The following is a 17,097-nucleotide window of genomic DNA, read 5'->3' as shown; positions in this document are numbered from 1 at the left end:
TTGACGCCATGACCAAACCCTCATTACGCGAAAACATCATTGCGGCCGGCCTGGAGACGATGCTCAAGTCCGGCTACGAAGGCGCCAGCGTGCGCGATATCTGCGCCGCCGCAGGCGCACCGCATGGCTCCTTCACCAACCACTTCCGCTCGAAGGAGGCTTTTGCCGAGGAAGTGCTGGACCGCTATTTCGCCCACACCAAAACATTCGTCAAAACGGCGTTGGACGATAAGTCACTGACGCCGCGGCAGCGCTTGAAGCGGTACCTGGACATCATCAGCGGCGTGCTGGCGGACGACAAATGGCATCGCGGTTGTCTGATCGGCGATTTCAGTCTCGAAACCGCTTCTCGAAGCGACCGCCTGCGCGAGCGGCTCGAGGCGATCTTTCAAGAGTGGCGGGTGCCGTTTGCGTCGTGTATCGCCGAAGCGCAAGCGGCCGGTGAACTCGATCCGGCGCTTGATCCCATCGAACTCGCGGAATTCCTGCTGGCGTCCTGGGAGGGGGCAATTCTTCGAATGAAAGTCGAACGTGGTCCTGCCGCGCTCGAGCGGTTCAAGCGCATCGTTTTTCAGACGTTATTCAAGGAGCAAAAATGACAATGACAGCCTCTTTTGATGTTTCGTTGCCGTCGCTGGATGTCCTGAATTCCACGATGGCTTATCGCGAAGCGGGAGACGCCGACGCACCGGTCGCGCTTTTTCTGCATGGCAACCCGACTTCGTCGTATATCTGGCGCAATATCATTCCGCTCGTCGCGCCCGTGGCGCATTGCATAGCGCCTGACCTGATCGGCTTTGGGCAATCGGGCAAGCCGGATATCGAGTACCGCTTCGCCGATCACGTCCGATATCTCGATGCGTTTATCGAGAGAGCGGGAATCTCGTCGGCCTTCGTCATCGCGCAGGATTGGGGCACTGCGCTGGCATTTCACTTGGCCGCTCGCCGGCCGGAATTTATCCGCGGGCTGGCTTTTATGGAATTCATCTGGCCGATGCCCAGCTGGGACGATTTTCATGCGGATGCGCGCGAAACCTTCCGCAAGTTCAGAACGCCCGGCGTTGGCGAGCAGATGATTCTGGAAGGCAACGCATTCGTGGAGCACGTGCTTCCCGGAGCGACTTTGCGAAAACTGATGGACGAGGAAATGGCTGTCTACCGAGCTCCGTTTCCCACGCGGCAATCGCGTCGGCCAACATGGCGTTTGCCGAACGAGCTACCCGTGGCCGGAGAACCGGCGGACGTCTATGCAACGCTGGAACAAGCGCACCTCGCGCTCGCACAGTCGTCGTACCCAAAGCTATTTTTCACCGCGAATCCGGGCGCATTGGTGTCCCCAGCCGTCGCTGAGCGTTTCGCCAAGAAACTGAAAAACTGCCGCGTCGTTGAGCTTGGCGCGGGCGCTCACTACCTGCAGGAGGATCATCCGGCCGCCATCGGTGCTGCTGTCAAGGACTGGATGATCGGCCTAGGAGCAAGTCCGCACCATCAATAGACCGCGGCAACGCCGGGCGGCCGGTGTTTGAAGCGTCGATGCACCCAATAATACTGTTCCGGAAACCGCAAGATCTGCGCTTCGAGAAACGCGTTCATTCTGAGCGCATCGTCGGTATCGCTTGCGGATGGAAAATCGGTGAGTGGCTCGAAAATGGTGAGCTTGTACCCTTTGAAATCGGGCAGTACTTCGGTCACGAACGGCACGACGCGTGCATTGCCCATTTTTGCCAGGCGCGAGACCGATGTCAGCGTGCAGGCCTGAACGCCGAAGAATGGCACGAAAACCGAGTTGTCGATGCCGTAATCCATGTCCGCCGCCAGCATGACCGGTTTGCCGGACCGAAGGATGCTGAGGACTTTTCTCGCGCTCGTGGCGCGTTCGATCATCTGCGCGCCAAACCGGCCGCGCTGCCGCCGCGCAAGCTCGCAAAGCCGCGCGCTCGACATCCGCGTATAGAGGGCCGCGACGGGCCACTGCATCGAATACAGCATGCAGCCGACCTCGATGCCGACGAAGTGGAAACCCATAAAGATGGTTGGCGGCGCGTTTTTATCGTCGAGATCAATTTTGCTGTCGATCTGAACGATGTTTTTTATCGCGCGCGCACTACCGAACCACTGAATGCCTCGTTCGAGATAGCTGCGAACCACTTGCCGGAAATGATCCTTCGCGAGCGCGTGATGCTCGGCTTCGGACTTGTTCGGAAAGCAAAGGCGCAGATTGACGAGCACGATGTGCTTGCGGCGGCTTGGCAGCGCATATAACCCGGCGCCGATCAGGTTGCCGAGCCGCGCCACCAGAGGATAAGGAAGGATCGAGAAAGCGCGCAGGAGCGCGATGACGAGGGCGTGACCGAGTTTTTCCACGAGTTCCTTCTGGGCGCAATAGCCGACCTGCGCCATGGGGGAAGTTACCGTCCGCCGATAACGAACGGCCAACGAGGCATGTTGTACAAGCAGCGCCGTTGTTTTGTCGCGCCCGGGTCAAGCGGTGCGTCGCGGGATCGAGGTCGACCCTGCTCAGCGTGCCGCCAGCCTGCGCATTATCGCATGCTGCGACCCCCCAAATTTGGTGGGTCGCGGTTGGCCTGCTCGCATAGGGTTTCTGACCGAAGCGCCGCGCTGGGCTAAACCGCTCCCCCCGCACGCGCCCGCATCGCCTGACTGGAGCGCAAAGTGTCGAGGCAGGCGTCGACGAACGGCTCGGTCTGCGCGTCGAAACCGACCGACGGCGGCATCATCAGTGCGTCGCGAAGGCAGCCCCCGATGAACGCGTGTAGAAAAAGCGCCGCGCGCCGCATATCGAGATCGGCCGGCAACTGACCCTTTCGCACAGCCAGACGCAGATCGTTTTCGAGCTTGCCGATGCCTTCTTGCATGCTCGATTGGTGTCGCGCCTTGACCGGGCCCATCTCGTCGACGAATTCGCATTTCAGAAACAGAATGTCGAATACGCGCCGCCGCTGCGCATCACCCGACACCGCGTGCAGACACCATTTCAGCTTGTCGGCGAGCCGGCCGAGCGGGTCGTCGGGGTCCCCATCCGCCGCGTCCAGTTCATCAAGCGGTAACAGCACCCGGTCGAACATCGCGGTAAAAAGATCGCCCTTGTTCGCGAAGTGCCAGTAAATCGCGCCGCGCGTCACGCCGGCAAGCGCTGCGATATCGGCGAGCGACGTGCGCGACACGCCTTTGTCGTAAAACACCTGCTCCGCCGCATCGAGAATCCGATTGCGTGTCTCCCGCGCCTCTTCTTTCGTTCGTCTGACCATGTTGCTAGCCCGCCCCCTAACCCCCAACGGCTTTTCTGACGGTGGATATCGTAAGAATCGAATCCGGCCAATTGGTCGGATCAGTCAATTACAGCATGTTACAAGCGCGATCGTTGCGGACCCCGGTAATTTCAAGCAATGAAAAGCTTTTACATACATCCATGAATGTATATACAATACATGCCGACGCGCGAAGGGTCCAGTGCGGAATCCCGGTAATATCCCTGACTGGCCGCCGTTCGCGCGAGCCGGCCGCCTTCGGGTGTGCCGCTCGAGCCGTGCGTATGTCCATCAGGTGCGTTCCAACGCAGTGCCGCGTGTTCGATTCCGCGCGTCTCAGCCGCACCTGCCGGTTTGCATCAAGCGTTTTGCGACATGCGCGTTTGCGACATGCGCGTTTGCGACATGCGCGTTCGCGACATGCGCGTTCGCGACATGCGCGTTCGCGACATGCGCGTTCGCGACATGCGCGTTCGCGACGTGCGTCGTGCCGCGCGCCCCGTGGGGATGGGGCGCAGCGGCTCTACATGTTCCCAGTCTTTGACCAGAGGTCGCTCCATGCGTGTCGAACCGGTTCCTCTTCGCCTGATCACTATCGCGACGGCTGCCCTGATGATGGCCGCGTGCGGAAAAAAGCCGCCGGCGCCGCAGCAGCGCACGCCGGAGGTCGGCGTCATCACGGTGCAAACGAGCACCGTGCCGGTCGTCACCGAACTGCCGGGCCGCACCAGCGCATTCCTGGTGGCGCAAGTGCGTGCGCGCGTCGATGGCATCGTGCTGCGCCGTGAGTTCACCGAAGGCAGCGAGGTCAAGGTCGGCCAGCGCCTTTACAAGATCGATCCGGCGCCTTTCATCGCCTCGCTCAACAGCGCGAAGGCGTCGCTCGCGAAGGCGCAGGCGAATTTGGCCAGCACCTCTGCGCAGGCCACCCGCTACAAAGTGCTCGTCGCAGCAAACGCCGTGAGCAAGCAGGATTACGACAACGCCGTCGCCTCGCAAGGGCAGGCCGCGGCCGATGTCGCAGCGGCGAAGGCTTCGGTTCAGACGGCGCAGATCAATCTCGGCTACACCGACGTCGTCGCTCCCATTACGGGCCGCACGGGTGTCTCGCAGGTCACGCCGGGCGCGTATGTGCAATCGAGCGCGGCCACGCTGATGAATACGATTCAGCAACTCGATCCGATGTACGTCGATCTGACGCAATCGAGCCTGGATGGGCTCAAGCTGCGTCGCCAGATTCAGGAAGGGCGCGTGAAGACGAACGGCGCGGGCGCGGCCAAAGTCACGCTGACGCTCGAAGACGGCCAGACCTATACGCAACAGGGCAAGCTGCAATTCGCGGATGTCACCGTCGACCAGTCGACCGGCTCCGTGACGCTACGCGTTATTTTCCCGAACCCGAACCGGGTGCTGCTGCCCGGCATGTTCGTGCGGGCGCGCATTGAAGAAGGCGTCAACGAGCGCGCGATGCTCGTGCCGCAAATTGGCGTCACGCACGATCAGAAGGGCGATGCCATCGCGCTCGTGGTCGGCCCCGATAACAAGGTCGTGCCACATACGCTCGTGACCTCGGGCATGCGCGGCCCGAATTGGATCGTCGACAGCGGTATCACCCCCGGAGACCGCGTCATCGTGCAAGGCACCGAGAAAGTCCGCCCGGGTATGACGGTCAAGGCGGTGCCCGCGCAACTCGGCTCGACGGCCGCGCCGGCGTCAGGCGCCTCGGGTGCCGCGGCACCGCAAGCCGCATCGGCATCGACACCGGCATCGAAGCCGGCGTCGGGCGCGTAACAGAGGGGAGCCCGGCACATGGCCAAGTTTTTTATCGATCGCCCGATTTTCGCTTGGGTGATCGCCATCATCCTGATGCTTGCGGGCATCGCGTCGATCTTCAGCTTGCCGGTGGCGCAGTATCCGACCATCGCGCCGCCGTCGATCCAAATCAGCGCGACCTATCCGGGCGCATCGGCGAAGACGGTCGAGAACACCGTGACGCAGGTCATCGAGCAGCAGATGAGCGGGCTCGATCACATGCTGTACATGTCGTCGACCAGCGACGACTCCGGTACGGCGACGATCACGATCACCTTCGCGGCCGGCACGAATCCCGACATCGCGCAGGTGCAGGTGCAAAACAAGCTGTCGCTCGCGACGCCGCTGTTGCCATCGGTCGTGCAGCAACTCGGCACCAAGGTGACGAAGTCGAGCAGCAGCTTCTTGCTCGTGCTCGCGTTCGTGTCGCAAGACGGCAGCATGAGCAAGTACGACCTTGCCAACTACGTCGCCTCGAACATCCAGGACCCGATCAGCCGAATAGACGGCGTAGGCACGGTGACGGTGTTCGGCACGCAGTACGCAATGCGGATCTGGCTCGACCCGACGCGGCTCACGAACTACGGCCTGACGCCAAGCGACGTCACCACCGCGCTCACGAATCAGAACGTGCAAGTCGCGGGTGGCCAGTTGGGCGGCACGCCGTCGGTGCCGGGGCAGATGCTGCAGGCAACGGTGACGGAGCAAACGCTGTTGCGCACGTCGGCTGATTTCGGCGGCGTGCTGTTGAAGGTCAACCAGGACGGCTCGCAAGTGCGCGTGCGGGACGTGGCGCGCATCGAACTTGGCGGCGAGACCTACAACTTCGACACCAAATACAACGGCCAGCCATCGGCGGCGATGGGTATCCAGCTTGCGACGGGCGCCAATGCGCTGCAAACGGCGAAGAGCGTGCGCGCGAAGATTGAGGAGATCTCGAAGTACTTTCCGCACGGCTTGGCTGTGACGTATCCGTACGACACGACGCCGTTTGTGCGGCTGTCGATCGAGGAAGTGGTCAAGACGCTGCTCGAGGGCATCGTGCTGGTGTTCCTGGTGATGTATCTGTTCCTGCAGAACCTGCGCGCGACGTTGATTCCGACCATCGCCGTGCCCGTGGTCTTGCTCGGCACGTTCGCCATCATGAATCTGGTGGGCTTTTCGATCAACGTGCTGTCGATGTTCGGCCTCGTGCTCGCCATTGGTCTGCTCGTCGACGATGCGATCGTCGTCGTCGAGAACGTCGAGCGGGTGATGTCCGAGGAGGGTTTGTCGCCTCGAGAGGCGACGCGCAAGGCCATGGACCAGATCACGGGCGCGCTGATCGGCGTGGCGCTCGTGCTTTCGGCCGTGTTCGTGCCTGTTGCGATGTCGAGCGGCTCGGTCGGCGCGATCTACCGGCAGTTCTCGCTGACGATCGTCTCGGCGATGGTCTTGTCGATTCTCGTCGCGCTCGTGCTGACGCCCGCGCTTTGCGCGACCATCCTCAAGCCGATTCCCGCCGGCCATCATGAGGAGAAAAAGGGCTTCTTCGGCTGGTTCAATCGCACCTTCGAGACGAGCCGCGACAAGTACGGCAGCGGCGTGACGCACGTGGTGCGCCGCTCGGGTCGCTGGCTGGTGATCTATCTCGCGGTGATCGTCGCCGTGGGGCTGCTGTTCGTCAAGCTGCCGAAGTCATTCCTGCCCGACGAGGATCAAGGCCTGTTGTTCGTCATCGTGCAAACGCCGACCGGCTCGACGCAAGAGACGACCGCCAAGACGCTTGCCAATATTTCAGACTACCTGCTCAAGCAGGAAGGCTCGGTCGTGGAATCCGTCTTTACGGTGAATGGCTTCAGTTTTGCCGGGCGCGGACAGAACTCGGGCCTCGCGTTCGTTCGCTTGAAGGATTACGGTGTGCGGCAGGGCGCCGATCAGAAAGTGCAGGCAATCATCCAGCGGATGTTCATGCACTACGCGGGCTACAAGGACGCGATGGTGATCCCGTTCAATCCGCCGTCGATTCCCGAACTGGGTACGGCTTCGGGCTTCGACTTCCAGCTGACTGACAACGCGGGCCTCGGCCATGACACGCTGATGGCCGCACGCAATCAGCTGCTCGGCATGGCGGGGCAAAACCCGACGTTGCAATTGGTGCGCCCGAACGGCCTGAACGACACGCCGCAGTTCAAGGTCGATATCGACCGCGAGAAGGCGGCGGCGCTCGGGGTGTCGCCCGAGGCCATCGACAACACCTTCTCGGTGGCCTGGGCGTCGAAGTACGTCAATAACTTCCTCGACACGGACAACCGGATCAAGAAGGTCTATGTGCAATCCGATGCGCCGTTCCGTATGAAGCCGGAGGACATGTCGAACTGGTTCGTGCGCAACAGCGCGGGAACGATGGTGCCGTTCACGTCGTTCGCTTCAGGTCGCTGGATGTTCGGCTCGCCCAAGCTCGAGCGTTACAACGGCGTATCGTCGGTCGAAATCCAGGGCCAAGCGGCGCCGGGCAAGAGTACCGGGCAGGCCATGACAGCGATGCAGCAGATCGCGGCCAAGCTGCCGGTGGGCATCGGCTACTCGTGGACGGGGCTGTCGTTGCAGGAAATTCAGTCGGGTTCGCAAGCGCCGATTCTGTACGGCATTTCGATCCTGGTCGTGTTCCTTTGTCTGGCCGCGCTCTATGAAAGCTGGTCGATTCCGTTCTCGGTGATCATGGTGGTGCCGCTCGGCGTAATCGGCGCGCTCGTCGCGGCCACGGTGCGGGGGCTGGAGAACGATGTGTTCTTTCAGGTCGGCTTGCTGACGACGGTGGGGTTGTCGGCGAAGAACGCGATTCTGATCGTCGAGTTTGCGCGGGAGTTGCAGCGCACCGAAGGCATGGGGCCGGTCGAAGCGGCAATGGAGGCCTCGCGATTGCGGCTGCGTCCGATTCTGATGACGTCGCTCGCGTTCATTCTCGGCGTGATGCCGCTGGCAATCAGCAACGGCGCCGGTTCGGCGAGCCAGCACGCGATCGGCACTGGCGTGATCGGCGGGATGCTGACGGCGACCTTCCTCGCGATCTTCTTCATTCCGATGTTCTTCGTGGTCGTTAGGGCGAAGTTCTCCGGTGACGCTGAGGACCCGGAGGTCGCGGCACGGCTCGCGCAGGAGCATCACGCGGCGAAGTCGCGCGACAGCGACGGGCACAACGACGAGGGTGGCGGTGAAGCCGGCAAGGACGGTAAGCGTAATAACGGTAACAACGGTAACAACGGCGGCTCGGGCAACGAAGGACAGTGAGATGCAGATGCGAAACCATTCTTTGATTGCGAGCGCCGCGGCGGCCGCTGCCGTGGCGCTTGGTGCCGCGGGCTGCTCGTTCCAGCCCAAGTACGAGCAGCCGGCTCCGCCGGTGGCAGGCGCATTCCCGAGTTCGGGTGTGTACGCCACGCAACCGGCCGCGACGCCGGGCCGCAGCGCAGCGGGCCAAGCGGCCGCCGATATCGGTTGGCGCGATTTCCTTGCCGATCAGCGCTTGCAGCGGCTCGTCGACATTGCGCTGGCGAACAATCGAGACCTTCGCGTGACGATGCTCAATGTTGATTCGGCTCGTGCCCAATATCGCGTGGCGCGCGCGGCGCTATTCCCGTCGCTCGACGCAACGGCTGAAAAGAGCGTCTCGCGAACGCCGAAGAATCTGTCGTTCCTCGGGCAGACGATTTCGAACAAGTATTCGGTCGGACTGGATACGTCGTGGGAAATCGACTTCTGGGGGCGCATTCGCAGCCTCAAGGATCAGGCGCTCGAGAAATATCTGTCGACGGCACAGGCGCGCAAGGCGGCGGAAATCTCACTCGTCTCACAGGTGGCCGATCAGTATTTGCAGATGCTGGCCGACGACGAACTGCTGAAGGTCACCGACGACACGCTGCGATCGGCGCTCGATCAGTACAACCTGACGAAGCTGCAATTCGATAACGGCACGGGCTCCGAACTGGATCTGCGTCAGGCTGAAACGGTGGTCGAGCAGGCGCGCGCGAACCGCGAATCGGAAGCGCGCTTGCGTGCGCAGGCGGAAAACGCGCTCGTGCTGCTGATCGGCCAGCCGCTGCCGGCCGATCTCCCGCCGGGCCGCCCGCTCGGCGATCAAGCGCTGCTGACCGACATTCCGGCCGGGCTGCCGTCGGACTTGCTTACGCGTCGCCCCGACATCATGGAAGCCGAGGCCACGCTGCGCGCGGCGAACGCGAATATCGGCGCGGCACGCGCGGCGTTCTTGCCGAAGATTTCGCTGACCGGTTCATTCGGTACCGCGAGCCCGACGCTCGGGGGGCTTTTCAAGCCGGGCTCGGCGGCCTGGACCTTTGCACCGCAAATCTCGTTGCCGATCTTCGAAGGCGGACAGAACATCGCCAATCTCGATCTGGCGAATATCCAAAAGCGCATCGAGATTGCGAACTACGAGAAAGCGATCCAATCGGCGTTTCGCGAGGTGTCCGATGGGCTTGCTGCGCGCAGCACCTACGATGCCCAGATCGGTGCGCTCGAGCGCAATACGAATGCACTGCAGCGAACGCTCGATTTGTCGCAACTGCGCTACCGCAATGGCGTGGATAGCTACTTGCAGGTGCTCACAGCGCAAACGAGCCTCTATTCGGCGCAGCAGTCGCTAATCAGCGCGCGTGCGGCGCGGCTCACGAGCCTCGTCGATTTGTACGTGGCGCTGGGCGGCGGTTGGTTGCAGCAGACCGGCGAAACGCCGCGTTCGCCCGATGCCGACACCGACTATCGTTCGATGCCCGCCCAAGTGCCGCAAAGCGGCACAGCACCTGCCGCTGCGAAGGCTGCGCCCGCGAGCTGAGCTTGACCTGATAGCTGATCGGGCCCGCGCACCCAAGTGGGGGGGCGTGTCTAAAGCGCAAGCCTCGGCACCACATACACGCCGTACGCGGGGCCGATGCCCGACGCCGCAACGCCCACGCGATAGCCGCCGGCGAAGTGACCTTCGATGTATTTGCTGCTGCCGCCATATGACCCATCGACATGGAACGCGGCGAACGCGACGATCGGCACGTAGGTTTTGCTATCGATGTTCGCCGCCACCGGCACGAGAATCGTCGTGCCCACCGGCACGTCGCTATAGATCGCCGTCTTCACGCCGGGCTCAATCCAGATGCTGTCGCCAATCGAGAGTGACGTCGGGTTGCCCGATGCAATGAGGCCGCGGATCGTCGTCACGTCGTCCGCATTGGTCAGGAACGACGTCCATTGCCCCGCGCTGCATGAACCTTTATAAAGCTGGCCATTACCGATCTGCACTTCGTAAGCGCTGCCCGTCGAAGGGTCGATCAACGGTTCGTTCGTCTGCGCGTTCCAGTACGCGTCGAGCACGCATTGGCTGACGACGATCGGAAAAAGCCCGCCCGGGCCGACGGTCGATGGCGCGGCGCTGACCGCCACGGCCGTCGCGCTGGCCGGTGAATGCAGCGAGTCGAGAAAGCCGCCGAGCAGTAACGCGATGGCGCCGCCGTTTTGTCCGCTCGCGCGCGTGATCGTCACTTGCACCGCGGGTGCGTCGTAAAGCGTCTGCGTGATGGTGGTGGGCTGCAGCGTTGCCGGGTTGCCGGTCACGTTCCAGTACCCGGTCTGTACGCTGGCTGCGCTGAGCGTCACGCCATCTGAACTGTTGAGCGGCACCGCTGCGCTCGTGGCGCTTGCGGCGCCGGCCCAATCCGGGCCATCCCCGCCGGCACGCAGTTGCGCGGCGCCGGCGAGCGCGGCGGCATCGGCGGCGTTTTGCAGTTCGTTGCGCACGGTGGCCACGCGCGGCAAATCAACGGCGAACGCGCCGAAGGTCAACAGCACCGATACCAGAAACAAAAACCACAGCGTGGCCGAGCCGCGCTCGGCACGACGCGCGCTTCGCCGTGGCTTACGCGTGCCGCTCATGTCACTCATAGTTCATCACGGTGGTGGCCGTCACGGTAGCCGGGCCCGTCAGTGCGCTGATGGCGGAACCCAGCACCAAGCCGTCGTACGTGTAGGTCACCGTTACCTTCAGCGGATTGCCGGGCGCGGTGCCGGCCGATTGGTCGACGCTCACAGTCGGCGTCGTCGCCGTGCCGCCGGTGACGAGATTGTTCTGCGCGTAGGAGAGCGCGACGTTGGCAATTTCGCCCGCGCTCAGTTGCGGCACGCGCACGACGACACCCGCGCGCGCTGCTTCGCGCGAGGCGTTCGTGATGACGGCTTTATCGCAAAGCAGCAGGCTCGCGTCGACGATGCCGAACAGCAGCGTCATCAAGAACGGAAACACGAGCACGAATTCGAGCGCGACCACGCCACGCTCGTTCGCCGCGAAGCGCGCCAGCGGTCTCATTCGCGGCCTCGATCGGCCAAGCTGCCGGCTGTTGTGGGCGCGAGTGTCGGCACTGGCCCGACGCGCACCGCGTTGTCCTGCTTCGCGGCCGAGAACCGGCTGCGCACGGTCTGATAGAAAAGCAGGTTGTCGTCGACGGAGGCCGCGGGCAGGTCGGCGAGCAGAATGCGTTTGGCTGCCTCGCCGTTGCCGAGCAGGCCGTAGGCGAGCGCCAGATTCTGTCGCGCCTGCAACGGCGCATCAGGCAGTCCGGCGATGTCGAGCAGCACGTTGGCGCCTTCGCGCGCCTGCTGCGAGAGGATCAGCGATAGGCCGAGATTCGTCTTGAGCCCTTGCGCGTCGGGATGCTGCTGCAAAGCAGCGCGATAGACCGCCTGCGCGTGCGCGTGGTCTCCCTGCAAATCGAGCGCGGTGCCAAGCCCCTCGGCGGCAATCGCTTGACCCGGCAATGCCGCCATCAGCGCACGGTAGCGCGCCACGGCGTCGTCAAGGCGCCGCTCGCGCAACGCCACGCGCGCCAAGCCCAATTGTGCGCGCGGGTCCGCAGGCCCGGCTGCGGCAACATGCGAATACAGCACACCGGCGCGTGCGAGATCGCCGGTCTGATACATCGCGTCGGCCAGCCCCAGCTGTGCGTCGTTCGACTGCGGCGACGCTTTCAGCACCTTCTCGAACAGCGTGACGGAAAGCTGCGTGTCGCCGCTTTCGAGCGCGCTTTGCGCGATGCGCAGATCGGTGGAAGTGTCGGTGCCGCGCTCGGAGAGGACCGGACGCGTCGTCAACGTGCCGCCGCTTGCGCACCCGCCCAGCAAAACCGAGATGGCCAGCGGCAAGCCGAACGCGAAGGCGAACGAACGCGTGCGCGTGAAGGCTCGTAACATAACAGAGGACGTATTCATGGCATGCAACCTGTATCGATAAAACGTCACTGATTGGACTAGTTAGTTGTGCTAACGAATACTCGTCTCTTTCTCAATGACGAAACACGGCAATGAGCCGGATGACGGCCGGCCCCGCGGCGATCAGCGCAACGGTCGGCATGATGAACAGCATCATCGGCAGCGTCATTTTCGGCGCGAGCTTCGCGGCTTTCTCTTCGAGCGCGATGATCTGCATCGCACGCTCGGTCCGCGAAAGCATGCGCAGCGATTGCGTAATCGGCGTGCCGTACTGCTGCGACTGCACGAGCGTCGTGACCAGCGCGCGCATCGAGGGCAGGCCAATGCGTGTTGCCATCGCGTTCAGCGCGAGCGCGCTGTCGCCGCCGATGCGCAGCTCGTCAGCCGTCACCGAAAACTCGTCGGCGAGCGCGGGGCAGATCGTCTGCAGCTCGCCGGCCACGCGCTTGATCGCAACGACGAGACTGTTGCCGGCGTTCGTGCAGATGACGAGCAGGTCGAGCGCGTCGGGCAACGCTGCCGCAATCGATTTTTGGCGGCGCCGCGTGGCGAAGCCGACGCCATACTCGGGCAGCATCATGCCAATGACAAAGGCGCCCACCATCATCAGCGCACGAAAGACGAAGTACTCGCCGATGCGCGGTATATGCGGGCTGATTACGATGGCACTCAGCGCGAGGCATGTGCCGATGACCACCTTGAGCCCCGCGACGACGGCTACCGCACGCCGTTCGCGAAAGCCGGCACGGGCCAACCGCATCGCAAGCTTGGCACGCTCGCCCGCGTCGATGATCGGCATATGCTCGCCGAGCGTCGCGATGCGTCGCACGAAACGTTGCGGCATGTTCTTGACCGGCGCACTGATTGCGCCGGCAGGCTCGTTTGCCGCGCGTGCGACGCCCTGGCGCACGCGCTGAGCGATGCGCGCGCGTGCACCGGTGCCGCGCAACACGAGCCACAGTGTGCCGAAGGCGAGTAGTCCGACGAGCGCCGCATTGCGCCAAAAATCGAGAGTGTTCATCGCGAGGTATCCAGGTTCGAGATCTTGCGAATCATAAAAAGGCCGACCGTCAGCAAGACGGCCGCAAGCACGAGCATCTTGTGGCCGGCGCGCGTGTTGAACAGCAGCGCGACGTAAGGGCGATTGACGATCGAGAGAAACCCCATGATGAAAAACGGCACGCCGGAGATGATCTTGCTGGAGATGCGTCCTTCGGCCGTGAGCGCCTTTGTCTTGGCGCGGATGTCGCGGCGCGTGCGGACGATGCCTGCAAGGTTCTCGAGCGTCTCGGCCAGATTGCCGCCGGTCTCGCGCTGCAGGATCAGGCATACGGAGAAGAACGAAAAATCGGCGAGTTGCAGTCGTTGCGCGGCTTTCTCGAGCACGTCTTTCACTTCCGCGCCGACGAGCAGTGCATCGCCCATCGAGCGAAACGTCGTGCCCACGGGCTCTTCGCTTTCGACGCCGGCCGTGCAGATCGCCTGTACTGCGGGAATGCCAGCACGCACCGCGCGGATGATCAGATCGAGCGTATCGGGGAAAACGGCCAGGAACCGTTGTTTGAATCGCGCGAGCATCCAGCCGTAGACGCCGCGCGCGGCGGCCAGCGCAGCGACGAGGCCGATTACGACGCGCAGTGCGGGCGAGAACGAGAAAAACGACGCGACGGCAACGGCGACGACGCACGCGACGAATGCGGCCAAGCCGATCGTACGCATGCCGCTGCGCCCGCTGACGGTCTGCACGCGCGTGCGCCATGTGTCGAACCACGCGAGCCATACACCATGCTCGCCGTTGCGACGCGCGAGGCTGAACAACTGATGCGGGGCTTGCCTGCCGGGGCGCGTTGTTTTGGTCGCTTCGCGTGAATCGTCGCGCAGCTCGACCACGCGGGCGCGGATGCGCGCGCCGGGTCGGCGCGCGGCCAGATCGCACAGCGTGCGCAAGATCAGCCCTGCGATGATGATCGCAAAGAACGCACCGCCGGCGACGACGTCAGCGGGCGTCATGGCTGCATCGCCGCGATGAGGGCGTCTTCGAGCCCGTAATAAGCGGCCCGCTGAGCGAACGCCGGGCGCAGCGACGAGCACTCGAACGCGCCGCTGACCTGCTCTTCATAGGCGCTTGCGTTGTAGCGAAATGAAAAGAGGTCCTGCGTGATGACGATATCGCCTTCCATGCCGCTGATTTCGGTGACGCGTGTCACGCGTCGCACGCCATCGCGCATGCGTTCGATTTGCAAGATCATGTGCACGGCGCTCGCGATCTGGCGGCGAATGGAGATTAGCGGAAGATTGCCGTTGGCCATCATCACCATGCTTTCGAGCCGCGTGATGGCATCGCGCGGCGTATTGGCGTGAACCGTGGTCATCGATCCATCGTGCCCGGTATTCATCGCCTGCAGCACGTCGAACGCCTCGGTGCCGCGCGTTTCGCCGAGGATGATTCGATCGGGCCGCATCCGCAACGCGTTGCGTACGAGGTCGCGCTGCGAAATGCCGCCGAGCCCCTCGCTGTTCTCGGGCCGCGTTTCAAGGCTCACCACGTGCGGCTGCTGCAATTGCAATTCGGCCGCGTCTTCGATCGTCACGATGCGTTCGTGTGCATCGATGAAATTGGACAGTGCATTCAGAAGCGTTGTCTTGCCCGAGCCCGTGCCGCCCGAAATCACGATATTGAGCCGGCAGGCGCTCGCGATGCGCAGGACTTCAACCATCGCCGTCGAAATGTTGCCCTGCTGCGCCATGCGAGCGAGCGTGATGTTGCGCTTGGCGAATTTGCGAATCGAGATCGAAGCGCCACGCAGCGCGACCGGCGGCAGCACGACGTTCACACGGCTGCCGTCGGCCAGCCGCGCGTCGACCATCGGGCTGCTTTCATCGACGCGCCGTCCCACCGCCGCGGCAATGCGCTGCGCAACGTTGATCACGTGTGCGTTGTCGCGAAACTTGAGCGGCGTCAGTTCGAGCCGGCCGCCTCGTTCAACAAAGACCTGGTCCGGGCCGTTCACGAGGATGTCGGTGACGCGTTCGTCGGCCAACAGCGGCTCGATCGGACCGACGCCGAACATGTCATTGAGGATTTCGTCGACGATCAGCGCTTGGTCGGCCTGCGACAGCGTCAGGCGATCTTTTGCGATCGTGTCCGCGGCGATGTGTTCGATGCCTTCGCGCACTTCGCTGCGCGACATCATCAGTGCGGCCGACATGTTCATCGACGAGAACACGGCCGAGCGGATCGTCTTGAACGTATCGGAGCGGATCAACGCCTGATGCCGGTCGGTGGTGGGCAGCGGGGCGGCCGGTGACGGTGCGGCTTGTGCGAGCGCGTGGGCGCGCGCGGTGGGCGGTGCCGAGACGGGGGCGGCAGCCGCAACGACGACGTCCGACGTGCCGGCGTCGCTGTGCGCCGGCACGGCGTCGTCAGGCCGTGCCAGGCAATGCTCGTACGTGCTTGCCCCGTGCGTGTCGGGCACGTACGAAGCTGAAACGGGCTTGACGCTGCGGCGACCGAACATCAGCGCGCTCCGCGTTTGGGCAACAGCTTCGCGTACCAGCGAGCATCGGCGGGCAACGCCGTGTCGCCGCCGGTGATCGCATCGGCAAGCGAGACGATGGCACGTGAGAACGGCGAGCGCCGAACGTCGCCGAGCCCCTCGCCGAGATTTTCCGCGAGCGCCAGCGTTTCCGGTTCGTAAGGGAACCGATGAACCGAAGCACGCGCGAGCGCATGCGTGAAATCGTCGGATGTCACGCGCCCGCTCACGGGCTGCTGCGCGTCGTTGAGCAGCACCGAGATCGCCGGATCGCCCGCTCGCCCTTCCGCGAAACGGCACAAGCGCGCGGCCTCACGTGCCGCATGCACGGAGCGGTCCGCGACGACGTGAATCATCGCGCAGGCATCGAGCACTTCGTCGGTGAGCGGACCCGCACGCTGCGGCAAGTCGAGCACGACATAGTGAAACTGGTGTTTGAGGGCGGTCAGGAGATCGGTGACGGCCCCCCGGCGCAAGCTGAAATCGGCATCGAGCGGCTGCTCCGACGACAGCACGAAGAGCCGATCGCTTTGCGCGACGAACGCTTGATGAATCAGCTGTTCATCGAGCCGCTGCGTGTTTTGCAGCAATTCGGCGAGGCGGTTGTTGCTCGACACGCCGAGCATCGAACTCGCGGCGCTGCCGTACGGATCGAGATCGACGTAGGCAATGCGGCGGCGCGTTTTGTCGGCGAGGTGGCGAGCGAGTGCCGTGGCGATCGTCGTGACGCCGACGCCACCGCGCGCGCCGACAAAGCCGAGCGCCTTGCCCACGCGGGCCGACGCGCTCGGGTCGCTCGCGGCGAGCGCACGCTGCACGAGTTCGACGGTAAGCGGCTTGACGAGATAATCTTGTACGCCGATGCGCAACAGGTTGCGAAAGAGGCCCACATCGTTGCGTTCGCCGGTGACCACGACAGACACCGACGGGTCGACGACGTCCGCGAGCCGCATCAGATCCGATACGGGCATGGCGCTCGCCGAGACATCGACGAGCAGATGTCGCGGGGCTTGTCCGGCTTCGCGCATCAGCTCGATGGCGTCATCGAGCGTGCCGCGCACGACGTGCGCGTTCGCGATGCCCTGATCGAGTATCAGGTTCTTCACGACTTCTTCGCTGCCGGCGTCGGCGACGACGGCAACGAGCCTGTCGCCCGCGCGCGGCGCGGTGCGATGTTTTGCGATATTCGGTTCGAAGGCACCCATTTGCGAAGCGGCTCCGTCAGTGGCGGT

General features: G+C 63.5%; 14 protein-coding genes. 5 read left to right on the top strand and 9 right to left on the bottom strand.

Going from position 1 to position 17,097, the window contains the following annotated elements:
* The first annotated feature begins 8 nt into the window (after positions 1–8).
* Both ACSQ20_RS16315 and ACSQ20_RS16310 read left to right on the top strand, forming a co-directional pair.
* Positions 9–599 carry a TetR family transcriptional regulator C-terminal domain-containing protein gene (locus ACSQ20_RS16315; RefSeq protein ID WP_436021720.1) on the top strand — a complete coding sequence of 197 codons (591 nt, stop codon included), beginning with the start codon at positions 9–11 and terminating at the stop codon, positions 597–599.
* A 2-nt stretch (positions 600–601) separates the two neighbouring features.
* Positions 602–1,495 (top strand): haloalkane dehalogenase, encoded by an 894-nt coding sequence (locus ACSQ20_RS16310; protein ID WP_436021718.1) that lies wholly within the window; start codon positions 602–604, stop codon positions 1,493–1,495.
* Here the strand turns inward: ACSQ20_RS16310 and ACSQ20_RS16305 are convergent.
* Together ACSQ20_RS16305 and ACSQ20_RS16300 are read right to left on the bottom strand one after the other, a co-directional pair.
* On the bottom strand, positions 1,489–2,400 hold the full coding sequence (locus ACSQ20_RS16305; protein WP_436021716.1) for a lipid A biosynthesis lauroyl acyltransferase: 912 nt from the start codon (positions 2,398–2,400) through the stop codon (positions 1,489–1,491). The genes ACSQ20_RS16310 and ACSQ20_RS16305 overlap by 7 nt on opposite strands.
* Positions 2,401–2,624: 224 nt before the next feature.
* Entirely contained in the window at positions 2,625–3,269 is a 645-nt protein-coding gene (locus ACSQ20_RS16300) for a TetR family transcriptional regulator (protein WP_436021714.1), read from the bottom strand.
* A gap of 558 nt (positions 3,270–3,827) precedes the next feature.
* On the opposite strand from ACSQ20_RS16300, the gene ACSQ20_RS16295 reads away from it, so the two are divergent.
* Genes ACSQ20_RS16295 through ACSQ20_RS16285 form a run of 3 tightly spaced genes read left to right on the top strand, consistent with a single transcriptional unit; the run spans position 3,828 to position 9,912 of the window.
* A complete protein-coding gene (locus tag ACSQ20_RS16295; RefSeq protein WP_436021712.1) occupies positions 3,828–5,060 on the top strand; it encodes an efflux RND transporter periplasmic adaptor subunit in 1,233 nt (410 codons plus the stop codon).
* An 18-nt stretch (positions 5,061–5,078) separates the two neighbouring features.
* Positions 5,079–8,351: an efflux RND transporter permease subunit gene (locus ACSQ20_RS16290; RefSeq protein ID WP_436021710.1), complete on the top strand. Its 3,273-nt coding sequence runs from the start codon at positions 5,079–5,081 to the stop codon at positions 8,349–8,351.
* A gap of 7 nt (positions 8,352–8,358) precedes the next feature.
* Positions 8,359–9,912, top strand: coding sequence for an efflux transporter outer membrane subunit (locus ACSQ20_RS16285; protein WP_436021708.1), 1,554 nt, complete (start codon positions 8,359–8,361; stop codon positions 9,910–9,912).
* A gap of 50 nt (positions 9,913–9,962) precedes the next feature.
* On the opposite strand, the gene ACSQ20_RS16280 is transcribed toward ACSQ20_RS16285, so the two are convergent.
* From ACSQ20_RS16280 to ACSQ20_RS16250, 7 genes are all read right to left on the bottom strand, one after another.
* Positions 9,963–11,000, bottom strand: a complete 1,038-nt coding sequence (locus ACSQ20_RS16280; protein ID WP_436023168.1) for a pilus assembly protein TadG-related protein — start codon at positions 10,998–11,000, stop codon at positions 9,963–9,965.
* Between the two features lies 1 nt (position 11,001).
* Positions 11,002–11,430 (bottom strand): TadE/TadG family type IV pilus assembly protein, encoded by a 429-nt coding sequence (locus tag ACSQ20_RS16275; RefSeq protein WP_436021706.1) that lies wholly within the window; start codon positions 11,428–11,430, stop codon positions 11,002–11,004.
* Positions 11,427–12,311, bottom strand: coding sequence for a tetratricopeptide repeat protein (locus tag ACSQ20_RS16270; RefSeq protein ID WP_436023166.1), 885 nt, complete (start codon positions 12,309–12,311; stop codon positions 11,427–11,429). Before ACSQ20_RS16270 ends, ACSQ20_RS16275 begins: the two co-directional genes overlap by 4 nt.
* Before the next feature lie 91 nt (positions 12,312–12,402).
* Positions 12,403–13,350 (bottom strand): type II secretion system F family protein, encoded by a 948-nt coding sequence (locus tag ACSQ20_RS16265; protein WP_436021704.1) that lies wholly within the window; start codon positions 13,348–13,350, stop codon positions 12,403–12,405.
* Positions 13,347–14,339, bottom strand: a complete 993-nt coding sequence (locus ACSQ20_RS16260; protein ID WP_436021702.1) for a type II secretion system F family protein — start codon at positions 14,337–14,339, stop codon at positions 13,347–13,349. Before ACSQ20_RS16260 ends, ACSQ20_RS16265 begins: the two co-directional genes overlap by 4 nt.
* Positions 14,336–15,847 (bottom strand): CpaF family protein, encoded by a 1,512-nt coding sequence (locus tag ACSQ20_RS16255; protein WP_436021700.1) that lies wholly within the window; start codon positions 15,845–15,847, stop codon positions 14,336–14,338. The genes ACSQ20_RS16260 and ACSQ20_RS16255 overlap by 4 nt, the downstream gene beginning before the upstream one ends.
* Entirely contained in the window at positions 15,847–17,070 is a 1,224-nt protein-coding gene (locus ACSQ20_RS16250) for an AAA family ATPase (protein WP_436021698.1), read from the bottom strand. The genes ACSQ20_RS16255 and ACSQ20_RS16250 overlap by 1 nt, the downstream gene beginning before the upstream one ends.
* Positions 17,071–17,097: the final 27 nt, after the last annotated feature.

This window comes from Trinickia sp. LjRoot230 (assembly GCF_964253315.1).
GTDB lineage: Bacteria > Pseudomonadota > Gammaproteobacteria > Burkholderiales > Burkholderiaceae > Trinickia.
This window is presented reverse-complemented; position numbering and strand designations above follow the sequence as displayed.